At 70.8% G+C, this 23804-nt stretch carries 20 protein-coding genes and 1 pseudogene; 2 read left to right on the top strand and 19 right to left on the bottom strand.

Annotated features, from left to right (window positions below; all coding sequences use genetic code 11):
* Positions 1 to 65: 65 nt before the first annotated feature.
* From menC to ADL12_RS17445, 7 genes are all read right to left on the bottom strand, one after another.
* Positions 66 to 1175: an o-succinylbenzoate synthase gene (gene menC / locus ADL12_RS17415; protein WP_062703414.1), complete on the bottom strand. Its 1110-nt coding sequence runs from the start codon at positions 1173 to 1175 to the stop codon at positions 66 to 68.
* The gene (locus ADL12_RS17420) at positions 1172 to 1948 is read right to left on the bottom strand and encodes a hypothetical protein (protein WP_062703416.1); all 777 of its coding nucleotides are present in this window, start codon (positions 1946 to 1948) and stop codon (positions 1172 to 1174) included. Before ADL12_RS17420 ends, menC begins: the two co-directional genes overlap by 4 nt.
* Positions 1949 to 2042: 94 nt before the next feature.
* Positions 2043 to 2684, bottom strand: a complete 642-nt coding sequence (locus ADL12_RS17425; protein WP_062703418.1) for an IclR family transcriptional regulator — start codon at positions 2682 to 2684, stop codon at positions 2043 to 2045.
* A 412-nt stretch (positions 2685 to 3096) separates the two neighbouring features.
* Positions 3097 to 4890 carry a DEAD/DEAH box helicase gene (locus ADL12_RS17430; RefSeq protein WP_062703420.1) on the bottom strand — a complete coding sequence of 598 codons (1794 nt, stop codon included), beginning with the start codon at positions 4888 to 4890 and terminating at the stop codon, positions 3097 to 3099.
* A gap of 122 nt (positions 4891 to 5012) precedes the next feature.
* Entirely contained in the window at positions 5013 to 5381 is a 369-nt protein-coding gene (locus ADL12_RS17435; RefSeq protein ID WP_062703422.1) for a type II toxin-antitoxin system death-on-curing family toxin, read from the bottom strand.
* Positions 5381 to 5578, bottom strand: a complete 198-nt coding sequence (locus ADL12_RS17440) for a hypothetical protein (RefSeq protein WP_048583275.1) — start codon at positions 5576 to 5578, stop codon at positions 5381 to 5383. The genes ADL12_RS17435 and ADL12_RS17440 overlap by 1 nt, the downstream gene beginning before the upstream one ends.
* Positions 5579 to 5610: 32 nt before the next feature.
* The gene (locus ADL12_RS17445) at positions 5611 to 7071 is read right to left on the bottom strand and encodes an MFS transporter (RefSeq protein ID WP_062703494.1); all 1461 of its coding nucleotides are present in this window, start codon (positions 7069 to 7071) and stop codon (positions 5611 to 5613) included.
* Between the two features lie 237 nt (positions 7072 to 7308).
* Between ADL12_RS17445 and ADL12_RS17450 the strand changes: the two genes are divergently transcribed.
* Positions 7309 to 8568, top strand: a complete 1260-nt coding sequence (locus tag ADL12_RS17450) for an LPXTG cell wall anchor domain-containing protein (RefSeq protein WP_062703424.1) — start codon at positions 7309 to 7311, stop codon at positions 8566 to 8568.
* On the opposite strand, the gene ADL12_RS17455 is transcribed toward ADL12_RS17450, so the two are convergent.
* The 12 genes and pseudogenes from ADL12_RS17455 to ADL12_RS17510 all read right to left on the bottom strand — a co-directional run bounded on the left by ADL12_RS17455 (position 8525) and on the right by ADL12_RS17510 (position 22157).
* Complete coding sequence (locus ADL12_RS17455) at positions 8525 to 9127, bottom strand: GNAT family N-acetyltransferase (protein WP_244187922.1); 603 nt, start codon at positions 9125 to 9127, stop codon at positions 8525 to 8527. The two genes, ADL12_RS17450 and ADL12_RS17455, sit on opposite strands and share 44 nt — an antisense overlap.
* A gap of 42 nt (positions 9128 to 9169) precedes the next feature.
* Positions 9170 to 10417 (bottom strand): SUKH-4 family immunity protein, encoded by a 1248-nt coding sequence (locus ADL12_RS17460; RefSeq protein ID WP_079052092.1) that lies wholly within the window; start codon positions 10415 to 10417, stop codon positions 9170 to 9172.
* A 191-nt stretch (positions 10418 to 10608) separates the two neighbouring features.
* A pseudogene (locus tag ADL12_RS17465) lies at positions 10609 to 11137 on the bottom strand (phosphotransferase).
* A 66-nt stretch (positions 11138 to 11203) separates the two neighbouring features.
* Positions 11204 to 13513 (bottom strand): xanthine dehydrogenase family protein molybdopterin-binding subunit, encoded by a 2310-nt coding sequence (locus ADL12_RS17470; protein WP_062703430.1) that lies wholly within the window; start codon positions 13511 to 13513, stop codon positions 11204 to 11206.
* Entirely contained in the window at positions 13510 to 15162 is a 1653-nt protein-coding gene (locus ADL12_RS17475; RefSeq protein ID WP_062703432.1) for a 2Fe-2S iron-sulfur cluster-binding protein, read from the bottom strand. Before ADL12_RS17475 ends, ADL12_RS17470 begins: the two co-directional genes overlap by 4 nt.
* Positions 15159 to 16052: an FAD binding domain-containing protein gene (locus ADL12_RS17480; protein ID WP_062703439.1), complete on the bottom strand. Its 894-nt coding sequence runs from the start codon at positions 16050 to 16052 to the stop codon at positions 15159 to 15161. The genes ADL12_RS17475 and ADL12_RS17480 overlap by 4 nt, the downstream gene beginning before the upstream one ends.
* Positions 16053 to 16277: 225 nt before the next feature.
* Positions 16278 to 17903 (bottom strand): beta-N-acetylhexosaminidase, encoded by a 1626-nt coding sequence (locus ADL12_RS17485; protein ID WP_079052093.1) that lies wholly within the window; start codon positions 17901 to 17903, stop codon positions 16278 to 16280.
* Positions 17904 to 17918: 15 nt separating this feature from the next.
* Complete coding sequence (locus tag ADL12_RS17490) at positions 17919 to 18770, bottom strand: carbohydrate ABC transporter permease (RefSeq protein ID WP_244187923.1); 852 nt, start codon at positions 18768 to 18770, stop codon at positions 17919 to 17921.
* Between the two features lie 5 nt (positions 18771 to 18775).
* A complete protein-coding gene (locus ADL12_RS17495; RefSeq protein WP_062703445.1) occupies positions 18776 to 19786 on the bottom strand; it encodes a carbohydrate ABC transporter permease in 1011 nt (336 codons plus the stop codon).
* Positions 19783 to 21075, bottom strand: coding sequence for an extracellular solute-binding protein (locus ADL12_RS17500; protein WP_062703446.1), 1293 nt, complete (start codon positions 21073 to 21075; stop codon positions 19783 to 19785). Before ADL12_RS17500 ends, ADL12_RS17495 begins: the two co-directional genes overlap by 4 nt.
* A 185-nt stretch (positions 21076 to 21260) precedes the next feature.
* The gene (locus ADL12_RS17505; protein ID WP_062703448.1) at positions 21261 to 21554 is read right to left on the bottom strand and encodes a DUF3039 domain-containing protein; all 294 of its coding nucleotides are present in this window, start codon (positions 21552 to 21554) and stop codon (positions 21261 to 21263) included.
* Positions 21555 to 21584: 30 nt separating this feature from the next.
* The gene (locus ADL12_RS17510) at positions 21585 to 22157 is read right to left on the bottom strand and encodes a YqgE/AlgH family protein (RefSeq protein ID WP_062156127.1); all 573 of its coding nucleotides are present in this window, start codon (positions 22155 to 22157) and stop codon (positions 21585 to 21587) included.
* Between the two features lie 252 nt (positions 22158 to 22409).
* Between ADL12_RS17510 and murA the strand changes: the two genes are divergently transcribed.
* Positions 22410 to 23750 carry a UDP-N-acetylglucosamine 1-carboxyvinyltransferase gene (murA, locus tag ADL12_RS17515; RefSeq protein ID WP_062703450.1) on the top strand — a complete coding sequence of 447 codons (1341 nt, stop codon included), beginning with the start codon at positions 22410 to 22412 and terminating at the stop codon, positions 23748 to 23750.
* Positions 23751 to 23804 lie beyond the last annotated feature (54 nt).

The raw sequence follows: 23804 nt of genomic DNA on the forward strand, positions 1-23804 counted from the left end.
GGATCAATCTAACGTGGCGGCGAGTTCCGGCCAGGCGCAGGTCGGAGCTGCCAAGGTTGCCCCATTCAGGTCACGTACAGGTCTCGCCGTTCCTTGGTGAAGCGCCGCAGCGCCTCCGGCAGCGGCTGCACCCCGATCCCCGGCGACCGTGGCACCGGCAGATGGCCGTCGACCAGCACGAACGGCTCCGTGATGTCCTCGGCGAAGTAGCGGCTGGACGCGGAGGTGTCCCCGGGGAGCGTGCAGCCGGGCAGGGCGGCGAGCGCCAGGTTCGGTGCGCGGCCGACGCCGGTCTCCAGCATGCCGCCGCACCACACCGGCACCCCGTGCGCGTACGCCACGTCATGGACCCGCCGCGCCTCCAGGTAGCCCCCGACCCGCGCGGGCTTCACATTCACGACCCGGCACGCGTCCATCGCGATCGCGGACGCGGTGTCGCGGGCGTTGTGCAGGGACTCGTCGAGGCAGACGGGGGTCGTGAGGCGCTGCTGGAGGCGGGCGTGGGCGTACAGGTTGTTCTCGGCGAGGGGCTCCTCGATCAGCAGCAGTCCGAACGCGTCGAGGCGCCGCAGATGCTCGGCGTCCGCGAGCGTGTACGCCGTGTTGGCGTCGACCTGCAGCGGCAGCTCAGCCCCGAAGCGCTCGCGCACGGCCCGTACGGGCTCCAGGTCCCAGCCGGGCTCGATCTTCAGCTTGATCCGGACGTAGCCCTCGGCGAGATACCCCTCGACGGCGTCCAGCAGCTCCCCGACGCTCCCCTTGATCCCGACCGACACCCCGGCCGGCACCCGTTCCCGCACCGCCCCGAGATACGTCGCCAGCGGCATCCCGTACGACCGCAGCTCCGCGTCGAGGACCGCCGTCTCCAGCGCCGCCTTCGCCAGCTCGTGCCCCTTGATCTTCTCCGTCGCCGGGGCGAGGTGGGCCGTAGCGAGCACGGGGAGGGCGGCGACGCGCGGCAGCAGGAAGTCGCGCAGCACGATCTCCGCGCCGGCCACGAACTCGGAGCAGTACAGCGGCTCGGGGTCGGCCGCGAACTCCGACCAGCCCTCGGCCGTGTCCGTGACGACGTGCAAGAGGAAGGTGTCCTTCGTGGTCATCGTGCCGAAGGACGTACGGAAGGGGCTGACCAGCGGAATCGCCACGTGGACGATCTCGACGCGTTCCAGTTTCACGCGGCGGCCTCCGGGCGGGTGAGCGTGTACCAGCCGTCCCGGGACATCCCCGTCGCCCTGAACCCGTCGGCGAAGGCCTTGGTGAACACCTCGCGCACGGCCCGCCGCCAGCGCAGCGCGAGCGCCGGGTCCGCGGCCCGCAGCGCGACCACGTCGTCCGGGACGCGACACCAGATGTACCGGTCGTCGAGGTCACGACGGGCGAGCGGGTCGCCGTCGGGGGCGGTGTGCGTGGTGGGTGCGGTGTGGCGATCGGCCGCCTCGCTCGGCCAGTCGTACGACGGTGACGGCGCCGTGAGATCCCAGCTCACCGCCAGCCGGTCGCTCTCGTCGCCATCGTTCACGCCGTCGACCATGGGGCCGTAGAAGTCGACGAGGTACTCGGTCGCCTCGGCGCCGAGCTTGACCAGGTTGAAGCGGGCGTTACGGCCGGCCAGGGGATCGAAGGTCCAGCGCATGGTCCGGGCCCCGTGCTCCAGGGCCCACTCCCGCTGAGCCTGCTTGACGTCCGTCCCGAGCCCCCGGTCGGCGGCGGCGAGGAGGGAGTACGTCTCTCTGGACGCGGGCGGCCCGAACACCGCGACGGATGCCCCGGCCAGCCGCGTCCCGTCGTACGCGGCATGCACCGCGCCCCCCGCGTGGGCGAGGCTGTTCAGCGTCTCGGGCAGTAGCGGCGGGGCGCTTCGGGGCGAATTCCATACGTCACTGAAGTAGTCGGCGACCGCCGCGAACCCGGCGACGTCGTGGACGGTGCGGATGCTCAGTGAGGTCATGTGTCGAGTGTCGGAGGCCGCGCAGGCCCTGCCTAGAGCGCGCGGGTACACAGCCTCCGAAACAGACACCCCTCAGACGCCTCTCAGACGCCCCTCAGCGCAACGCCTCCGCCACCTCCCGCGCCGCGTCCATGACCCGCGGCCCCACCCGCTCCGGCACCGCGTCGGCCAGCATCACCACACCCACGCTGCCCTCGACGCCCGTGACCCCGAGCAACGGCGCGGCCGCCCCGCTCGCCCCGGCCTCCAACTCGCCATGGGTGAGGGTGTATCCGGGCTCCTCCAGCGGCTGCTGCCGGGCGGCGAGTATCGCCCGGCCCGCGGCCCCCCGGTCCAGGGGGTGCCGGAAACCGGCCCGGTAGGCCACGTGATAGTCCGTCCATGTCGGCTCGACCACGGCGACGGCCAGTGCCTCCGTGCCGTCCACCAGGGTCAGATGGGCCGTCGCCCCGATGTCCTCGGCCAGTGAGCGCAGCGCGGGCAGCGCCGCCTCCCGTACCAGCGGATGCACCTGCCGTCCCAGTCGCAGCACGCCGAGTCCGACCCGGGCGCGGCCACCCAGGTCACGGCGTACGAGGGCGTGCTGTTCGAGTGTGGCGAGCAGCCGGTACACGACGGTCCGGTTCACGCCCAGTTTGTTGGAAAGCTCGGTGACGGTCAGCCCATGGTCCGTATCGGCCAGCAGCTTGAGGACGCGCAGTCCTCGGTCGAGCGTCTGAGAGGTCTCCGCGGTCACGACGCCCACTCCTTAAGTGGTGAGGTCGGCGACCCCCTCGCGGCGGATGCGTGCACCGAGTCCCGTCGGTGACGCGCTTCAGAGGCCGCCGATCGGCCGGCGGTCCGGCCTTCCGGACCGCGTCGCTTCACGGCTGCGCTCCGCGGCGGCGCTGCCACGGGGCGTGTGCGTAGCGGGACATTAGCGAAGGCGGTTCGCTGAGCGGAAGGCTCCGTCCAGAATCCGGGCAGCGGCGGGTACGGACCACACCCGTTTGCCCTGAAACGCACGGGGCGCGCAGCGCCCTGTAAGGGGCGCGGGGCTGTGTCAATGTGCGGCTCCGCCGCGTGGGCGCGACAAGCCCCCACGGGCCCGCGGCCAAAACACGACAGGCCCCCCCCGCAAGAACCTCGCCAAGGCACAGCGCCCAGCATCAGCGCATCCGGGTGGCCCACTCCTGCACCTTGGCGATCCGCTGCCGCAGCTGCCCCGCCGTGGCCTCGGCGCTCGGCGGTCCGCCGCACACCCGCCGCAACTCGGTGTGGATCACGCCGTGCGGCTTGCCGCTCTGGTGGACGTAGGCGCTGACCATCGTGTTGAGCTGCTTACGGAGCTCCATCATCTCCTTGTGCGAGACGACGGGCCTCCGCTCGGCGGGCAGCTCCAACAGGTCGGCCTCGGCGTCCGGCTTCTTACGGCTGTGGGCGATCTGCCGGGCCTGCCGCTTCTGGAGCAGCAGCTGAACCTGATCGGGTTCCAGCAGCCCCGGAATCCCGAGGTAGTCCTGCTCCTCCTCGCTCCCGGGGTGGGCCTGCATACCGAACTCGGCACCGTCGTACAGCACCCGGTCGAAGACGGCCTCGGACTCCAGCGCCTCGAAGGAGAACTGCTCCTGCTCGCCGGTGTCCTCGTCCTGCTCCTTGTTCGCCTCCTCCATCTCCTTCTCGGATTCGGCGTACGGGTCCTCCTCGCCCTCCTTCTTCGGCTTGTCGAGGGCGTGGTCGCGCTCGACCTCCATCTCGTTGGCGAAGGTGAGGAGGTCGGGGACAGTCGGCAGGAAGACGGAGGCGGTCTCGCCGCGCCGCCGGGAACGCACGAAGCGGCCGACGGCCTGCGCGAAGAAGAGCGGGGTGGAAATGGTGGTGGCGTACACCCCCACCGCCAGCCGCGGAACGTCGACGCCTTCCGACACCATCCGCACCGCGACCATCCACCGGTCGTTGTTGCCGCTGAAGTCGTCGATCCGCTGGGACGCGCCGGCGTCGTCGGAAAGGACGAGGGTCGCCTTGGTGCCGGTGATCTCACGGATGAGCTTGGCGTACGCGCGCGCGGAGTCCTGGTCGGAGGCGATGACGAGGGCACCGGCGTCCGGAATGGCCTTCCTGACCTCGGTCAGCCGCTGGTCGGCGGCGCGCAGCACGCTGGGCATCCACTCACCGCGCGGATCCAGCGCCGTACGCCAGGCCTGACTGATGGCGTCCTTGGTCATGGGCTCGCCGAGCCGAGCGGCGATTTCATCCCCCGCCTTGGTCCGCCAGCGCATGTTGCCGCTGTAGGAGAGGAAGATGACGGGCCGGACGACATGGTCGGCCAGCGCGTTGCCGTACCCATAGGTGTAGTCGGCGGCGGACCGCCGGATCCCGTCGTTGCCTTCCTCGTACGTGACGAAGGGGATGGGGTTGGTGTCGGACCGGAAGGGCGTACCGGTAAGCGCGAGCCGCCGAGTGGCGGGCTCGAAGGCTTCAAGACACGCCTCACCCCAGGACTTGGAGTCACCGGCGTGGTGGATCTCGTCGAGGATCACCAGGGTCTTGCGCTGCTCGACCCGATTGCGATGGAGCATGGGCCGCACACCGACACCGGCGTACGTGACGGCGACGCCCTGATAGTCCTTGCCGAGCGGACCCGCGCTGTACTCGGGATCCAGCTTGATCCCTATCCGCGCGGCCGCCTCCGCCCACTGCTTCTTCAGATGCTCGGTCGGCGCGACCACGGTGACCTGCTGCACGACATGGTGGTGCAGCAGCCAGGAGGCGAGCGTCAGGGCGAAGGTCGTCTTGCCGGCGCCCGGCGTGGCGACCGCGAGGAAGTCACGCGGCTGCTCCTGGATGTACTTCTCCATCGCCCCCTGCTGCCAGGCACGCAGCTTGCTGGCGGTGCCCCAGGGGGCGCGGCCGGGGAAGGCGGGGGAAAGGTGGTGCGAGGAGGAGGCGGCGGTGGTAGTCACGGTCTCCGTAAGGGGGTCGGGCGGCTCGGCTACGTATGACAACCGGGCCACCCTACCGGCGGCCCGGTTGGGTTAACGCACGGACGGGGCCGGGTCGCCCGCGGGTGGGACCGAGGTCACAGTCAGCGTGCGAAGCGCGGCAGTTGAGCCGCGATCTTGGGCACGTCCAGAGCCCCCTGGCAGACGTCCAGCACGAACCGCTCAGCCTCGTCGACGTCGAAGTCCGCATCCAGCGGGTGCCCATTCATGTGCAGGAAGACCCAGGTCGCGTACCAGGCGATGCGCTTGTTCCCATCGACGAGTGCATGGTTGCGGGCCAAGGACTCCATCAGCGCAGCGGCCTTCTGCCATACGTCCGGGTAGGCGTCCTGCCCGAACACGCTCGACTGAGGACGAGCCAGCGCGGAATCCAGCAGGCCGTAGTCGCGCACCTCGTCCGCCCCGAGCCGCTGCGCCAGATTCAGCAGCTCGGGCAGAGTGAGGTAGTGCATCAGGCGAGCCTCCGGTTCAGCTCCGCGCTGGCCTTCAGCACGTGCTCGGCAGCCTCGTTGAACAACCGTGAGTGCTCGTTTATGGCCGCGATCACGGCATCGTGCGCGAAGGCCTGCATGCTGCGCCCTTCCGCCGCCGCGCGCTCACGCAGGGCGTCGAGCTCTTCGTCCGAGAAACGCAGGTTCAGTCCAGCCATACCTAGACGGTACTACGCGGTACCACTCGGTGTCACCGGGATTCCGTGCGCAACCGCGTGGTCACCCAGGCCCCGACCAACGCCACCCCCGCCATCGGCAGGAACACCGCCGCGAACGCCGCCGGATGCGACCCGGCGCCGGACGCCTCCGTCGCCGCACGGCTCACCGCGCCGCCGCCCAGCGCCGCGAAGGCGGCACCCCCGGCGGCCAGCAGCACGACGTTGGACAAGGCATCGGAGATCTGGAGCGCGGCGGAGTTGGTGCCGGCCTCCTCGGGGGCGGAGAGGTGGAGCAGGAGCACGCTGCTGGAGGAGATCACCAGCCCCATCCCGAAGCACCCGAACGCCCACGCCACGGCGACGGTCCAGGCAGGCACGGAGTCGATCAGCACACTCGGCGCGGCGGCGATGGAGGCCGCCACCAGCACCATCCCCAACGTCATCAGGCGCTCCCGATACGGCTCCACCCGCGGCCGCGACTGCATCCACGACCCCAGCGCCCAAGTGACGCCACCCGCGGCGAGCGAGAACCCGGCGAGCGTGGGCGACAGCCCCCGCTGAGTGACGAGCATCAACGGCACAAAGGACTCGGCGGCGATGAACGACCCCGCGGCGACCCCACGCAACAGCACCACGGACGGCAGCCCACGCGCCGCCCGATACGTACCGCGCGGCAGCAGCCCGAGCACCGCCGGCACGAGAAACGCGGCGCCCGCGACGCCGGGCAGAAGGGAGAGCCACCGCAGGTCCTGGGCGGCGTACTGCAACAGCCCCGCGCCGAGGGAGACGCCGAGGGCGAGCCGGATCCGCCGCCGGTCGAAGGAGGCAGGTCGGGCGGTGTCGTCGACCGGTCCGCCCGCCCGGCGCCGTATCTGCGGCAGCGCGAGCGCGAGCGGAAACACGACGAGCACCGGAATCCCGACGAACACCCAGCGCCAGCCCAGATGCTCGGTCACCGCCCCGGAAGCCAGCGGCCCCACGATCGACGGCACGACCCAGCTCGCCGAGAACGCCGCCATGATCGCCGGCCGCAACCGCTCGGGGTAGGCCCGCCCGACGACGACGTACAAGGCGACGATCACCAGCCCGCCCCCGAGCCCCTGCACGGCCCGCCCGAGAATGAACAGCCACATGGCTCCCGCGGTCCCGGACAGCAGCAGCCCCGCCCCGAAGGAGGCGATCCCCGCTGTCAGCGCCCCGAGCGGCCCCCGCCGATCCGACCACTGCCCCGCCAGCACCATCCCGAACAGGCTGGTGGTGAAGTACCCCGAGAACGCGAAGGCGTACAACGACACCCCGTCCAGCTCCCGCGCGGCAACGGGCATGGCCGTCCCGACGGCGGTGGCCTCGAAGGCGATGAGCAACACGACGGAGACGATCCCGACGCTGAGAGCCCGATAGGACCTGCTCAGCACGGTCTCATCGGACTCGGGGCCCGAGGGAACATCGGCTGTCTTCGCGACACCGGTGTCGCGCGGCTCGAGGGCAGTCATGGTCGTCAGCGTAAGGGCCACAACCGACTTTGACCCCTGTCGAGAGACGGCCCCGCCCTGAGACCTTGGTCGTACGACCACGGGGTTTCATGAACGTTCTTCCCCCCCCTTGTCCCCTCCTCCCCGATCTCCTCACAAACGGCAGCACAACCCTGGACGCCTTCCAGCTGTCCAGAACATGACTGGAGTACAAACCTCCGGTCGCCGTGCCTTCTGTCCCGACGAGGAGACCAACCCGTGCGCCAGCGCATCCGCCCCTCGCACCTCCGAAACTCGGCGGCCTTCGTGGCCGCTGCCGCGATCGTCGGCGCCGTTCCCGCGGTGGCCGCTCCCGCGGCGTATGCCGAGGAGGGCGAGCCCTCCCTGGTGATCTCGAGTCTGCCGCGTACGTCTCCCAAGCCTGGCGAGGTGTACGACGAGTCCGTCGTCATCACCAACAAGGGCACCGCGACCGCGGACGGCGTCACCTTCCGGATCCGGCTGACCCGGGGGCTCGACTTCCCCGAGCCCGTCGAGGGCTGCACCTACTCGACCGTCGCGGACGAGGTCAGGCAGGCGCTCTGCGAGCTCGACACGGTCATCGAGCCCGGCGCCTCCATAGAGACCCCCGTGCGGTTCAAGGCGCTGCCCAAGGCACTGATGGAGGCCGTCGAGTACGGCACCGGGCCCACCGGTGAGACCCCGGCCGAGGGGTTCGGCGACAGCTACCACCGCCTGACCCTGACCGCGGACAGCTCGGCCGACCTCGTCGCGGTCGGCGACGACACCGAGGCGCTCGCCGGCGGCAAGCAGTCGGTCACGACACAGCTCCGCAACGCCGGCCCGGGCTGGATCCAGAACCAGGAGAGCGACGACCAGACGGCGCTGATGGTGCAGATCCCGCCGGGCACGGTCGCCACCGAAGTACCCAAGGAGTGCGCGCCGTTCGGGATCGACGGTCCGTCCGGGCCCGGGGGGACGCCGGGCAAGGCCAAGTACGTCTGCTGGCCGGCCGACCACACCATCGAGGTCGGCGAGTCGCTCTCCTTCACCTTCATGCTGGACATCAAGGACGACGCGAAGACGACCACGGGTGAGGTGAAGGCGACCTCCGTGTACGACATCCACCCGGCCTTCGACAAGAACCCCGCCAACGACAAGGCCCAGATCCGCATCGCCATCCCCACCGACAACGAACCCGGCCCCGCCACCTCCGGCGGCTCCTCCACGGGCGGCTCGACGGACGGCGGCTCCACGACGGGCGGCGACGGCAACGACCCCGACGGCCAGTCCACCGGCGGCACGGGCAGCACCGGCAGCACGGGCGCCACCTCGGCCGGCACCTCCACGGGCACCTCGACCGGCGGCTCCACCAGCGGATCCATCGACGGCAACCTGGCCAGCACCGGCTCCGACGGCACCCCGCTCATCGCCGGTGCCGCAGCGGCCGCGGCCGCCCTCGGCGGCGTCCTGGTCATGGCCGTACGCCGCCGTCGCGCCGCCGCCAAGTCCTCCTGACGCCACCTGTCCCTGAGGCCGAGAGCCAAAGGCACCCGGCCTCAGGGATGCGGCACAGTCCCCGCGACGCGGGCCTGGAGCAGGCGCGGCGAGTTCTCGAACCCCTGGCGAGCGTAGGCAGCCCGCGAGCGGAGCTCGCTGATGGATGCAGCGCCCGGGGCGAGGAGTGGACGGTGACCCGCTCCAGCCCGAGGTCCTTCGCCCTGGCCAGGGTCTCGGTGATCAGCCGGCCGCCGAGCCCCGCGTCGCGCGCCTGCGGGACCACGTACACGCACTGCAGGTCACCGGAGGCCCGGTGCAGCGCGTGCGGCGTCGGGACGCGGTGGACGACGGCCAGCCAGGCCATGCCGAGGATGTGTCCGTCACCGTCGACGATGACCATGCAGCGGTGCGAGGAGGAGTTCTGCTCGGCCCACTCGACGAAGTGGTGCACGAATGCGTTACGGTCGACGGCCGCCGGTGCGCTGCCGTTCTCAAGGACCCAGTGCCAGCGCAGGCCCGCGACGGCCGCCAACTCGCCGGGCTCGGCCGGGCGGATGGTGATGTCGTCGTCGTCCATACGGGCATTGTGGATCTGTTGTCCCACTGTCCGCCGGTCATTTCACCGCAGCCCACCGACCGACTCCAGCACCCCACTCGCCTCGTCCTGGAACGCCTCCGTCCAGTAGTGCCGGTCGTCCCTGCCGGCGGCCCTGGTGCCGGTCGGGTCGACCGTCGACAGGACCTGGAGCATCGTCATGGCCAGTTGGTCGTAGGTGTCGGTCGTCAGCTCGTGGCCCGACTGCTCGTCGATCGCCTGCTCGCGGTGCAGCAGCCAGAGTGTGAAGGCGAGGGTCGAGACGTCCGTGTTCAGGGGGAACAGTCTCGCCTCGGGCTCGCTCCAGTTCAGGACCGCGCCCGTCTCACCGTCGACGACCAGGCTGTTGTCCTCGACGAGATGGCCGAGGCGTATCAAGTGGTCGGCCCGGGCGGGCAGTTCGGTGATCCGCTCCTCGTCGGCGTAGTACTCGGCCAGCGTCTGCAGCGGCACATCCGTTTCCAGCGAGAACAGGAAGCCGTCCTCCGGCAGGCCCACCTCGCGCAGGAAGCGGCGGGTCGGCTCGTGCGTGAGCGTGGCGGGGAAGTCGACCTCCTCGACGCGCACCACCTTGCCCTGGCCGAACTCCTGGTCCAGGAGGCGCGGCGGCAGGTCAAGGGCCAGCCCCGACTCTCCGGCCCGGCCCGCGACGAGCGCCAAGGGGCGGATCAGGGCCGCCATCTTCCAGTACGGCGCCGGCTCGCCGTCCGCGCCCTCCTCGAACACCGCCAGCAGGTGTTGCGAGGCCTGCGCCACCGCCTTCGGGCCGTAACGGCCGACGTAGGTGGCGAACTGGCCGCGCAGACCCGCCAGTTCGTCCGTCGCCTCGGCGAAGCGGACCAGCGTCCGCAGGGACGGGGCCAGCGGGCGGCGGTCCATCAGGTCGGGGCGGTCGTGCAGGAAGTACGTCGTCGAGATCTCGCCCGTCGCGCCGTCCAGCAGGACCGACTCCGTCCGCAGGCCGCCGGGGCCCAGCAGTTGGCCTATCACCAGCTGGTCCCGCAGCTCCGCCGCCAGCCGGTCGCCCGGATCGCCTGTCGAGTCCGCCACCGTCCGCAGGCCCGCCCGGCCCTCCCGCCCTTCCCGGCACAGCTCGGCGAAGCTCAACACTCCGCTGTCGCAGGGCAGTCCGGGTCCCGTCAGCCAGCGCCGCGTCGACGCGTGCGTGACGTACGGAGCCAGCTCGGCGTCGGTCAGGACGATCGCCGTGTCACCGGCGCTGTTCGTACTCACGTAATGCGTACTGCCGTAGGTCGTAATCGTCGTGCTCATGGTTCCCCCGCATGCGCTTGCTCACCGCCCCGGGCAGGGCACGGCCCACCGACCGGCCCGCCGGGCCCGGCTGCCGCCCCCACTGCTCAGAACACTACGCGCCACCACTGACAACGCCCCGGATCAGCACGCTCACCCACAACGCCCCGGATCAGCACGACCACTGACAGCGCTTCACATAGGTAAGACGCTCAGTCCACCCTCGCGCGTTCCCGCCCCGTCAGAATCGCCTCCACGGTCTCCCCCCACGGTCAGCTCCGACGAGTCCACCCACAGCCGGATCCGCGGCGTCTCCGCCCGCAGCACCCCGTCCAGCTCCTCGACCCTCCAAGCCCCTTGGCCCGTCCCGTAACCCGTCTTCGCCCGCCCGGCCTCCCGCGTCGCCACGGCCGCAGCGCTCGGCGCGAGGACGACCACGTACAGCGGACGCGTGCGCACCAGCCGTACGTACGCCGCCAGGTCGGCACCCAGCACCACGTCCTCCACGACGGCCGTGAACCCGGCCTGCGCGTACGCGTCGCCGTCGCCGCCGCCAGCCGGTAGCCGGTAGCGCAGCCGGAGTTGAGCCTCGCCCTCGCCGCCCTGGGCTTCCTCGGCTGCGGGCTCGTAGTCCACGCGTCCCGAGACGATCATCCGCCGGAACAGGTCCCCGCGGACGTGCGCCGCCCTCGGCAACCGCTCCGCCAGCGCCTGCGCGACCGTGGACTTCCCAGCAGCCATCACGCCGGTGACGAGAACAACCCCGTCCTTCAGAAGTCCCCGTCCATCAGGACGGCCGGGGCGCGCTCACTGGCCGGTCACCACCGCCGCCTGCGGCCGGATCGGCAGGCGGTTCACCGGGCGGCCGGTCGCGGCCCGTACGGCCGACGCGATGGCCGCCGGCGAGGTCACCACCGGCACCGCGCTCACCGCCTTCGCGCCGAAGGGCGCGACCACGTCGCGTTCCTCGACCAGCTTCACGATCCGGATGTCCGGTGCGTCCAGGGCCGTCGGCAGCGCGTAGCCCGTCAGGTCGGGGTGGCGGATCAGGCCGCGTGCCGAGCGCAGGTTCTCCGTGAGCGCTATGCCCACGCCCTGCGTCACGCCCGCCTCGATCCGCGCCTCCAGCTGGGCCGGGTTCAGCACATGGCCGACGTCCTGGGCGAGCGCCAGCTCGACGACCCGTACCGAGCCCAGTTCGATGTCGACGTCCACCACCGCGCGGATCGCGCAGAAGGACATGCCGACGAAGGCGTCGCCCTGGCCGGATTCGTTCAGCGGCTCGGTCGGGTGCGGGCGGCACTGGGCCGTCGCCCACAGTTCCTTGCCGTCCATCGCCTCAGTGACGGTGGTCGACAGGACGCCGTCGTACGACGTGATCTTGCCGTCGGTGATCTGGAGCAGCTCGGTGGACATGCCGAACTTGTGCGCCAGGGGCTGCAGGAGCTGTGTACGGACCATCTTCGCCGCCCGCTCCACGGCGCCGCCCGACACCCACGTGTGGCGGCCGCGGCAGCCCGCGCCCGCGGGAGGCTGGTCGGTGTCCACGGGCGCCACGTGCACTTCGTCGATGCCGAGCGTCTCCTGGACGATCTGCCGGGCCAGCGTCGTGAAGCCCTGGCCCGACTCGACCGCCGCGCACAGCACGGTCGCGACGCCGTCGTGGACCTTCACCGTCGCCGTGGAGACCTCGTCCGCGCCCTCGGCGCCGAGCATGTGCACCATGCCCAGGCCGTAGCCGACGCCCCGCCGCACCGCGCCCGGTTCGCCCGCGCCCTCGGGGCCGCCGGGCAGCAGCCACTCGTCCTCGGGTGTGTCCTTGGGGAGGGCGGGCAGCGGGTAGTCCCGTACGGCCTGGAGGAGTTCCGCGACCGGGGCCGGGCAGGTCACCGTCTGGCCCGTCGGGAGTACGTCGCCCGTCGCCATCACGTTGCGCAGGCGCAGCTCCGCCGGGTCCACGCCGAGCTTCTTGGCCAGCTTGTCCATCTGCGCCTCGTAGGCGGCGCACACCTGCATGGCGCCCTCGCCGCGCACATGGCCGGAGGGCGGGTTGTTGGTGCGTACGGCCCAGCCCTCGATGAAGGCGTTCGGGACGACGTACGGGCCGCAGGCGAAGGCGACCGCGGCGGCGAGGGCCTCGGAGGAGGTGTCGGCGTACGCGCCCGCGTCCAGCAGGATCTGCGCCTCGACCTTCACCAGCCTGCCCTCGGCGTCCGCGTGGTGGCGGTAGCGCAGGAGGGTGGGGTGCCGGTGCGTGTGGCCGAGGAAGGACTCCTCGCGCGTGGCGGTGAGTTTGACCGGGCAGCCCGTCTTCAGCGCCAGCAGACCGAGCGGGAGCTGGAAGCCCTGGTCCTCTCGGTCGGCGGTGGCGCCGGGGACGCCGGTGACGACGACCTTCACGCGCTCGGGTTCCAGGCCGTAGCAGGCGGCGGCCCGGTCGCGGTCGGTGTGCGGGTCGGTGGAGGCCAGGTAGAGCTCCACGCCGCCGTCGGGGCGCGGAACCGCGAGGCCCGCCTCGGCGCCGATGGGGGCCGGGTCCTGGCGGCCGATGCGGTACAGGCCCTCCACGACGATGTCGCCGGCCGCGTCGGCGTCGCCGTGGCGCAGCGGGATGTGGCGGATCAGGTTGCCGTCGGGGTGCAGCGGCTCGGCCTCGAAGGCCTGCTCGGGGTCGGTGATCGGGTCGAGTACTTCGTACTCGACGATCACGGCCGCGGCGGCCAGGCGCGCGGTGTCCGGGTGGTCGGCGGCGACGGCGGCGATGGGCTCGCCGTGGTGGCGTACGACCTCGGAGGCGAAGACCGGCCGGTCGGCTCTGCCGCGTCCGAACAGGGGGCTGCCCGGCACGTCCTCGTGCGTGACGACGGCCCGTACGCCGGGCATCTCGCGCGCGTGGGAGGTGTCGATGGACGTGATGCGCGCGTGCGGGTGCGGCGAGCGCAGGACGGCCGCCCACAGCAGGCCCTCGGCCCACAGGTCGGCCGCGTACGGGAAGGTGCCCTCGGTCTTGGCGCGGGCGTCGGCGGCCGGAAGGGAGGCGCCGAGGCCGTGCGGGATCGGCTCGGGGGCCGGTGCTGCCTCCGCGGCTGTGGTCGCGGTGGCGGCTTCGTTGCTCACGCCTGGCCTCCGTCCTGTCCGTACGCCTGGTCATGCGGTCCCCCGGCACCCCGTGCCTCGAACGCCGACGGGTTGACCCCGCCGGCCCCCGGGCCCGCCTGGTGAGGGATACGCGGCTCGTCGCCGTCCCGTTCGCCGTCGTCGGCCGCCGCGTGCGCCTGGCGCTCGGCGACGACCTCCTTGACGGCCTCCAGGACACCCCGGTAGCCGGAGCAGCGGCACAGGTTGCCGCACAGCGCCTGGCGGGCCTCCAGCTCGCTCGGCGCCGGGTTGCCCTCCAGCAGGTCGTGCACGGTCATCGCCATGCCCGGCACGCAGAAGCCGCACTGCACGGCGCCGCAGCGCGCGAGCGCCCGCTGCACGTCCGAGGACTGCCCGTCGACGGCCAGGCCCTCGACCGTACGGACCTCGCTGCCGGCGGCGGTCACGGCGGGCACCAGGCAGGACGCGACGAGCCGCCCGTCGACCTGCACGTTGCAGGCCCCGCACTCGCCCTGTGAACAGCCGTCCTTGGCGCCGGCGAGTCCGAGCCGCTCGCGCAGCACGTAGAGCAGCGACTCGCCGATCCAGGCGTCCGAGACGGGCCGGTCGGCGCCGTTGACGCGCAGGACGTAGGAGGCGAGGGGGTGTTCCTCGCCGTGGGTCGCCGGTACGTCGTCGGCGGCGGCCTGCGCGGGGTCCTCGGCGGCCTCCGGGGCGGAGTCGCCGCCCTCGGCCGGGATGGGCTCGGCGGAGGCCTCTGCGGGGCCGTCAGCGGCCTCTGGGGCGTCTTGGGCGTCCGTGGCGGCCTCACCGCGCTCAGGGGCGCTCTGCGCGGCCTCTGCGACGATCTCGGCCGACGGCTCGGATGCCGGCGCGACCGGCTCCCCGGAAGCGTGCGCGGCGGAGCCGGGCTCCACGCGCGCGTGGAGGTCCGGACCGGGCTGGTCGGGGGGGTGTACGGCGTGCTGGCCGTCGGCGTGCGCCCCGGGCTGTCCCGGCTGCCCGGGCGCGTGCTCGGCTCCCGTCAGCTCCCCGGTCGCCGGTGCGGCTCCCACCGCCTCGTCGGTCGCCGCTGCGGCCTCGGCCTGCTGCCCCCACGGCTGCCCGGTCGCCTGGGTCGCCCAGGGTGCGGGCGCGCCGCCCGGCAGTGTGGCCGGCGGGGTTCCGCCCCACTGCTCGACGAGCGACGACGTGGTGAACTCGCCCGATTCGTCCGGAAGGTCACCGTCGGCGACGGGAATCGACCACTGCCCGGTGACGTCCTGGCCCGGCACGGCGACGGCGTCCTGGCCGGCCACCGTCTCCGAGAAGTTCCACTGCTGGGTGGCCCCGGGGTGGTACGTGAACTGGCCGGTGCCCGCGTCCTGCGGGGCGGCGTTCGGGTCGGGCCACTGGGCACCCTCGACGGGCGCGCCCGCGACCGGCCAGCCACCGGGGGCCGCGGGGTCGGCGCCCTCGGCCGGTCCCGGCGCGACCGTTATCTGCGGCGGCACATACCCGTGGCCGGGTGCGGCGAGCGGGCTGTCGGAGGAGGCCAGGAGAGCGTCGATGCCCCCTTCGGGGAGTTTGACGAAGGCGGTGGCACCGTCGTCGTAGTCACCCTGGGGCAGCGGGTCCCAGCGGCTCCCGCCCTGGGGCGTGCTCTCTCCGTGCTGGTCGTCGGTCACGACAGCGCCCTCCCGAGTGCTCGTCGGGCCAGCGCGGCGACGGTGCGCCGCAGGTGCAGTACGGCGGGCGGATGCTGGGTCACGGAGCCGTCCTCGGCCGGGGCCGGGTCGGGGATGCAGGCCGCGGCGACGTACTCGCCGAAGGCGTTCAGCGCCTCGGGGACGATCGCGCGGTTGTTGTCCCAGTCGATCAGCTGGGCGACCCAGTGCTCGGCCTCCAGCGGCCTGAGCGCCATCGGCGCTATGGCACCCACGGCGCACCTGACTCCGCGCCGGGCGGGGTCGAGGACGACCGCGACGGACGCCATCGCGCGCCCCGGGCCGGTACGGCCGGTGGCCTTGAGGAAGACCTGCGGGGCGTGCAGCAGCGGCACGCGCACGTAGCCGATGAGTTCGCCGGCGCGCAGCATCTCCATGCCGGCCAGCAGGTGCGACACCGGGATCTCCCGGCGGGCTCCGCCCGGGCCCGCGATGATCAGGGTCGCTTCGAGGGCGGCCAGGACCGGCAGCGCGTCACCGGTCGGGGACGCCGAGGCGATGTTGCCGCCGAGGGTGCCCGCGTTGCGGATCTGCGGCGGACCGGCGGCGCGCGCGGCGGCCGCGAGCGCCGGGATCAGGGCGGCGAAGTCGGGGCGGCCCATACGCGCGTGCGTGAGTCCGGCACCCAGCAGAGCGTGGCCGTCCTGGTACTGCCAGCCACGGATCTCGCTGATCCGGCCGAGGCCGACCAGCGCAGCGGGCCTGAGCTGCCCGGAGTTCACGGCGGCCATGAGGTCGGTGCCGCCCGCGACGGGCACGGCGGCGGGCGTGGTGGCGAGTGCCGCCACGGCCTCGTCCAGCGTCGTGGGCAGCGTGACGGCCTGCGCCGCCTGCGGTGCGTGCGTGGTCAAACCGGCTGCCCCTTCCCGCTGCCCCACCTGGTCCCACCTGTGCTGCCGTACGGTACGTGCTGACAGGGCGGACGTGGCAACTCTGGCACATCTTCGCAGGACCCGAAGACAGGGGTCCGCTAGGAGGCATTCGCCCACCTCATCGGGGAGATGGTCCGTTTTCGCACGGCATCACCGGTGCGTAACGATTGACACTCTTCGGTGACACCTTGCCGGTTTTTTCCATTACCTGTTCGGGGGCGGGCCGTCGATCGGGCGGCCGAGCACCCCGGGGCGGCGCTGCCACGGCCGCGGTCCCGTGGGCGGACGGTAGGCGACTCCCAGGGCGTCGAGTCGGCCGTAGTGGGCGGCCATCCGCCGCTCGAAGTCGGCGAAGTCCCGTTCCGCCGGGGCCGGCAGGCGGCTCCAGGCCACCTCGGCGAAGGCGGCGAGGCGCGGGAACGCCTGGTAGTCCACCCGCGCTTGGTCCTCCATCACCTCGGTCCACACGTTGGCCTGCGTCCCGAGCACGTGCGAGGCCTCGTCCGGCGTCAACTCCGCGGGAACGGGCTCGAACCGGTAGACGTCCTCCAGGGTGCGGACGTAGCCGATCGGCACCGGCTCGTCGGCGCCCGCGTCCTGACGGTGGTCCAGATACACCTGCTGCTCGGGGCACATGACGACGTCGTGGCCCGCGCGGGCCGCCGCGATGCCGCCCGCGTACCCGCGCCAGGAGGACACCGCCGCGCCCGGGGCGAGACCACCCTCGAGGATCTCGTCCCAGCCGATCAGCCGGCGCCCGCGCGCGGCGAGCCAGGTGTCGAAGTGGCCGATGAACCACGCCTGGAGCTCATCCTCGTCCTTCAGCCCGAGTTCCCTGATGCGCTCCTGTGCCGCGGCCGACTGCCGCCACTGGTCCTTGAGGCATTCGTCACCCCCGACATGAATGAACTCCGAGGGGAACAGCTCCAGGACTTCCTCGAAGACGCCCTCGTAGAAGCGCAGGGTGTTGTCAGTGGGGGCGAGTACGTTCGGATTGATCCCCCAGGTGTCCCAGACGGAGAGTGCGGAGCCCCCCTCAATGGATGCAGTGATGACGTCGGTGTTGCCGAGTTCCGGGTACGCGGCGATCGCGGCCTGCGAGTGGCCGGGTACGTCGATTTCGGGGACGACGGTGATATGCCGCTCGGCGGCGTAGGCGACGATCTCGCGGATGTCGTCCTGCGTGTAGTAGCCACCGTGCGGCTTCTCGTCCCACAGCGGGGAGGCCCGATGGCCGAATTTCGTGCGCGCCCGCCAGGATCCGACCTCGGTGAGCCGGGGGTACTTCCTGATCTCGATGCGCCAGCCCTGGTCGTCCGTCAGGTGGAAGTGGAAGACGTTGAGTTTGTGGGCTGCCATCAGGTCCAGGTAACGCAGCACACCGTCCTTGGGCATGAAGTGCCGGGCCACGTCGAGCATGAGGCCGCGCCAGCGGAATCGAGGGGCGTCCCGGATCTCCGTCAGGGGCAGCCGCCAGGTACGGCCGGGAAGAGGTGCGCGCCGGAAGGCGTCGGGGCCGAGGAGCTGACGCAGCGTCTGGGCGCCCCAGAAGACACCGGCGGGCGAGCCGCCCTGGATGTGGACGCCATGGGGGGCCACGACGAGGCGGTAGGCCTCGGCGTCGAGGCCGGGCCGGACGGACAGATGGAGGACGTCGTACTCGTCCCCCTTCTTGGGTGGCAGCGCCAGCCCGGTCGCCGCGCCGAGCGTCGCGCGCAGCCGGCGCGCGGTGTCCTCGGTGCCCGGCCCGGCCTCGATCCCGAAGCCGTCGCCGAGTTCGTAGAAGCCCTTCGCCCGTTCCATCTGGCGAGGTGCCGGAATGAGATCCATGAATGATCAGACCCTTCAGTCCTTGACCGCCCCGCCCAGCCCCGACACCAGCCGTCGCTGCACGAGTACGAAGAAGATCAGCACCGGAATCGTCATCACCGTCGACGCCGCCATCACCCCGCCCCAGTCCGGCTCGTCCGGCTTGTAGAACACGAGCAGGGCCATCGGCAGGGTCGACTGCGAAGTGTCGCTGATGATGAAGGACTTGGCGAACAGGAAGTCGTTCCAGGCCGAGATGAAGGAAAACACGCTCGTGGCCACGAGCCCCGGGAAGACCAGCGGAAAAAGGATCTGCCACAGGAATCTCGACCGGCTCGCCCCGTCGATGTACGCGGCCTCCTCCAGGGCCTCGGGAACCGCCTTCACAAACCCCCGCAGCATCCAGATCGCGAACGGCAGCGAGAAGGCGATGTGCGGCAGGATCAGCGAGCCGAGCGTGTTCAGCTGTCCGAAGTCCCGCATGAGGAAGAACAGCGGGATCGTCAGGGCCTCCACCGGCACCATCTGGGCCACCAGAAACATGATCAGCAAGGTGGTCCGGAAGCGGAAGCGGAATCGGGTCACCGCGGTCGCCGCGAGAAACGCGATCAACGCCGAGACGATCACGACCGTGCATGCGACGACAAGGCTGTTGAGGAAGTAACGGCCGAATTCGTTCTGCTCGAAGACCCGCCGGAAGGAATCCAGGGAGGGTGCCAGTGTCCAGGGCCGAGGCTCGCTGGACTCGATCTCCCCGGCCGGCTTGAAGGCGCTGAGCACCATCCAGTACAGCGGAAAGGCCACCACCAGAGCGATCAGCAGCGCGGACGTCTCGGCGAGCAGCCGCCAGGGACGCCGTACGAAGGTCACGGAACCTACGGACCTCACGGACTTCACAGCTCCTCCCCCTGCCTGCGCAGCAACCGCAGATACACCAGCGTCACCGCCAGCAGGATCAGCAGCATCACCACACCGATCGCCGAGCCCAGGCTGTACTGCGAGGACGCGAAGGCCTTTTGGTAGGCGTACACGTTCAGCACGAGGTTCTGGCCCGCGATGCCGCCGCCGTTCGTCATGACGTAGATCTGCGTGAAGACCTTGAAGTCCCAGATGACGGACTGGATGGTGACGACCACCAGGATCGGCCGCAGCATCGGCGCCAGCACCGACCGCCAGATCCGCCACTGCGAGGCACCGTCCAGCGCGGCGGCCTCCAGCACCTCCGCCGGTACGGCACGGATGCCGGCGTACACCGTCACCATCACGAACGGGAAGGAGCACCACACCACTTCGAGCAGGACCAGGAAGAAGGCACTGAAGCGCCCGTACGTCCACGAGTGGTCGCCGAGCCCCAGCATCCGGTTCACCGGCCCGAAGTCCGGGTCGAACAGGAACAGCCACACCGTCGACCCGGTGATGGCGGGCGTCGCCCACGCCCCCATAGCGGCCAGCATCAGCACCAGCCGCGGCACGGCACGCACGCGCGTGAGCAGCACGGCGAGAGCACAGCCGACGGCGAGCGTCGACACGACGCAGGCCGCCGCGAACAGCACGGTCGCCCACAGCACCTGCCAGAACTGCGGGTCCCCGAAGAGCTCCATGTAGTTCCCGAGGCCCTGGAAGGTGGTCGGTTCCCCGCCGCTGACCTGGGCCTGGGTGTACTGGAAGAGCGAGATCAGCCCGAGCTGATAGATGGGGTAGACGAGCAGTCCGCCAAGGACGATCAGGGCAGGGGCGAGGTAGAGCCAGGGAGCCGCGGTACCTTTCCGGCGCCCTGCGCTGCCACGCCCCAAGGGGCGCGGGGCTGTGTTGAATGTGCGGCTACCGCCGCGTGGGCGCGACAAGCCACGAACTACCGGCAGCCGCAAACGATCCGCAGCTCCCGAGCTATTGGGCGCCGTCATCCGGCGGAGCCGAACGCGTCGTCCATCTTCTTCGCCGCGTCCTTCGATGCCGCCGCCACATCCCTCTTACCGCTGATGACCTCCTGGAACATCGTCGGCAGCACCAGCGAGGAGTCGATCTGTACCCACGCAGGCGAGGCCGGAACGAACTTGGTGCCCGCAGCCAGAGTCTGCGCGAACGGCTTCACATACGGCTCCTCCGCCGCAACCTGCTGCCTCACGTCGGAGAAGGTAGGCAGGAATCCCATCGCCTCGAACATCGACGCCTGCGTCTTCTTCGACGTGAGCCGCTCCATCAGCTCGACTGCCAGCGTGCGGTGCGACGTGCTCTTCAGTACGCCGATGTTGTTGCCGCCGGCGAAGGCAGGGGCGATCGACCCGGCCTTGACGCCGGGCAGCGGCACGACCGCGTACCTACCCTTGACCTTCCCGGCCTCCACAGCCGTATGGCTGAAGTCGCCGCCGATCGCCATGCCCGCCTTGCCGGCCGCGAACGCGGTGATCGTGTCGTTGCCGCCCATGCCCGCGCACTTGGCGGCGGGACAGTTGTCGTCGGTGAAGAGCGAGGTGTAGGCCTTGATGCCCTTCTGGGCGGCGGGGCTGTCGATCGCCGAGGCGTACGAGCCGCCCTTGCCGGCCGCGATCTCACCGCCGTTGGCCCACACGAACGGCATCGCGCCGTACGTGTACGCCCCGCCGACCACGAGCCCGTACAGCTCGGGCTTCGCGGCGCGGATCTTGCGGGCCGTCCCGGCCAACTCGGCCATGGTCTTGGGGACTTCGAGGCCGAGTTGCTCGAAGACGTCCGTGCGGTAGTACAGGGCGCGGACGCCGACGTAGAAGGGCGCGCCGTAGACCTTGCCGTCCACGGTGACGGACTGCTTGGCGGTGGGGTCGGTGTCCTTGGTCTCGCTCCAGTCGCCGAACTCCCCGGTGACGTCGAGGAGTCCGCCGTCCTTCACATAGCCGGCGGTGTCGGTGTTGCCGTACTCCATCACGTCGGGGGCGGAGTCCGGGTCGTTGAAGGCGGCCTTGACGCGCTGGGCGCGGGTCTCGACCGGGATGTACTCGACGTCGGCCTTCGTGCCTTTGTGCTCCTTCTCGAAGGCGGCCACGACGGAGTCGACGACCTTCTCCTTCGGCTCGTTGCCGACCTCCTGGAAGAGCCAGACGCGCAGGGTGCCGGTCTTGTCGTCCTTGTCGGAGGAGGAGTTGGTGGAGGTCTGGGGGGCGCAGGCGGTGACGGCCAGGGCGGTGAGCAGTACGGCGAGTCTGGGGGCGAGCTTCATGGAGCGGTCCTCCGAGCATGCGTTGCAACATATGCAATGACGGTTTCGCTCTGCACAACGCATCGGAGCCTAGGGACTGCGTGAACATGTCCACAAGAGGTCTCAACCACTTCGTGACACGCGAAGGCCCCTGGAGCGCGCCGAACGCGCCCCGGGGGCCTCACATGAATCTCAGGCGGGAGGGACTACTTCTTGTCCCCGCCCTTGCCCTTGCCCTTGTCGTCGCCACCGGCGCCCATGGACTCGTAGATCTCCTTGCACATGGGACACACCGGGTACTTCTTCGGGTCGCGGCCGGGCACCCAGACCTTGCCGCAGAGCGCCACGACGGGGGTGCCGTCGAGGGCGCTCGCCATGATCTTGTCCTTCTGGACGTAGTGGGCGAAGCGCTCGTGGTCGCCGTCGCCGTGGGACACCTGTGGCGTCGGCTCTACGAGGGTCCCCGTACCAGTCCCGCGCTCGGGCTCAAGAGTGCTCATAAGTGCCAAGGGTACTGAAGGTCACACGGATCAATTGAGCGACGGGTCGTCCGGATACGTGGCCACCATCGCGAGCTCGTTGCGCTGGCGGCGCAGCACCTCGCGCCACAGTCGCTCCGGCGACGGCGAGGAGACGTCTCCCGGCTCGGACTCGACGACGTACCAGGCGCCTTCCACCAGCTCGTCCTCCAGCTGGCCGGGGCCCCAGCCGGCGTATCCGGCGAAGATTCTCAGACTGCCGACGGCCGAGGCGAGCAGTTCCGGCGGCGCCTCCAGGTCCACGAGCCCGATCGCGCCGTGCACCCTGCGCCAGCCCAGCGGGGCGCTCTCGCCGGACGCGTCACCGGGGATGACGGCGACACCGAGCGCCGAGTCGAGGGACACCGGGCCACCCTGGAAGACGACGCCGGGTTCACCGGCGAGGTCCGCCCAGCCCTCCAGGATGTCGCCCACGTCGACGGGGGTCGGACGGTTGAGGACGACACCGAGGGAGCCCTCCTCGTCGTGGTCGAGAAGGAGCACCACCGCGCGGTCGAAGTTCGGGTCCGCCAGGGCGGGCGTTGCCACGAGCAGCCGCCCTGTGAGCGAGGACACCTCGGTCATGCCAGACATGATCCCGCATCTTCCCTTCGTGTGGGGAGGCAATCCGGGTTCGGGAGTGAATGCAGCTCAGGGCAGAAAGGAGCACCCACGGCGCACGGCCGGAGTGGTGACCGCTTGTGGCCGATGGGGAACGGTTCGTGTTGTGACAGAGCTATGACGTTCCTGAGCCGTCCCTGGGCTTACTGAAGGGGGGTCGGCGGCGATTACCCTTTCCCTCCTGGCCCCTGCCCAACTCATCGGAACGCGAGATACATGACCGTCAACGACGATGTCCTGCTTGTCCACGGCGGAACCCCGCTGGAGGGCGAGATCCGTGTCCGCGGTGCGAAGAACCTCGTACCGAAGGCGATGGTCGCCGCTCTGCTGGGCGGCGAGCCAAGTCGACTGCGCAACGTGCCGGACATCCGTGACGTGCGCGTCGTACGCGGGCTGCTGCAGCTGCACGGGGTGACGGTCCGCCCGGGTGAGGAACCGGGCGAGCTGGTGATGGACCCGTCGCACGTGGAGAGCGCGAACGTCGCTGACATCGATGCCCACGCGGGTTCCAGCCGTATCCCGATCCTGCTGTGCGGTCCGCTGCTGCACCGCCTCGGGCACGCGTTCATCCCAGGCCTCGGCGGCTGCGACATCGGCGGCCGGCCCATCGACTTCCACTTCGAGGTGCTGCGGCAGTTCGGCGCGACGATCGAGAAGCGGGCCGACGGGCAGTACCTGGAGGCTCCTCAGCGGCTGCGCGGCACGAAGATCCGGCTGCCGTACCCGTCCGTCGGCGCGACCGAGCAGGTGCTGCTGACGGCCGTCCTCGCCGAAGGCGTCACCGAGCTCTCGAACGCGGCCGTGGAGCCGGAGATCGAGGACCTCATCTGCGTGCTGCAGAAGATGGGCGCCATCATCGCGATGGACACCGACCGCACCATCCGCATCACCGGTGTGGACAGCCTCGGCGGCTACAACCACAAGGCCCTGCCGGACCGCCTGGAGGCCGCCTCCTGGGCGTCCGCGGCGCTGGCGACCGAGGGCAACATCTACGTCCGTGGCGCCCAGCAGCGCTCGATGATGACGTTCCTCAACACCTACCGGAAGGTGGGCGGTGCCTTCCAGATCGACGATGAGGGCATCCGTTTCTGGCACCCCGGCGGCCAGTTGAAGTCCATCGCCCTCGAAACCGACGTGCACCCGGGCTTCCAGACGGACTGGCAGCAGCCGCTGGTCGTGGCCCTCACGCAGGCGACAGGCCTCTCCATCATCCACGAGACGGTCTACGAGTCCCGCCTCGGCTTCACCTCCGCCCTGAACCAGATGGGCGCCCACATCCAGCTCTACCGCGAGTGCCTGGGCAGCTCCGACTGCCGCTTCGGCCAGCGCAACTTCCTGCACTCCGCGGTCGTCTCGGGCCCCACCAAGCTCCAGGGCGCCGACCTCGTCATCCCCGACCTCCGCGGCGGCTTCTCGTACCTCATCGCGGCCCTGGCGGCCCAGGGCACGTCCCGCGTCCACGGCATCGACCTCATCAACCGCGGCTACGAGAACTTCATGGAGAAGCTCGTGGAGCTCGGCGCGAAGGTCGAGTTGCCAGGCAAGGCACTCGGCTGACGCCAGGCTCTCGTCCCCGGCCAGAGGCAACGCGCTCCGGCTGGGGTCCGGGGC

This window comes from Streptomyces regalis (assembly GCF_001509475.1).
In the GTDB taxonomy this organism is placed as follows: domain Bacteria; phylum Actinomycetota; class Actinomycetes; order Streptomycetales; family Streptomycetaceae; genus Streptomyces; species Streptomyces regalis.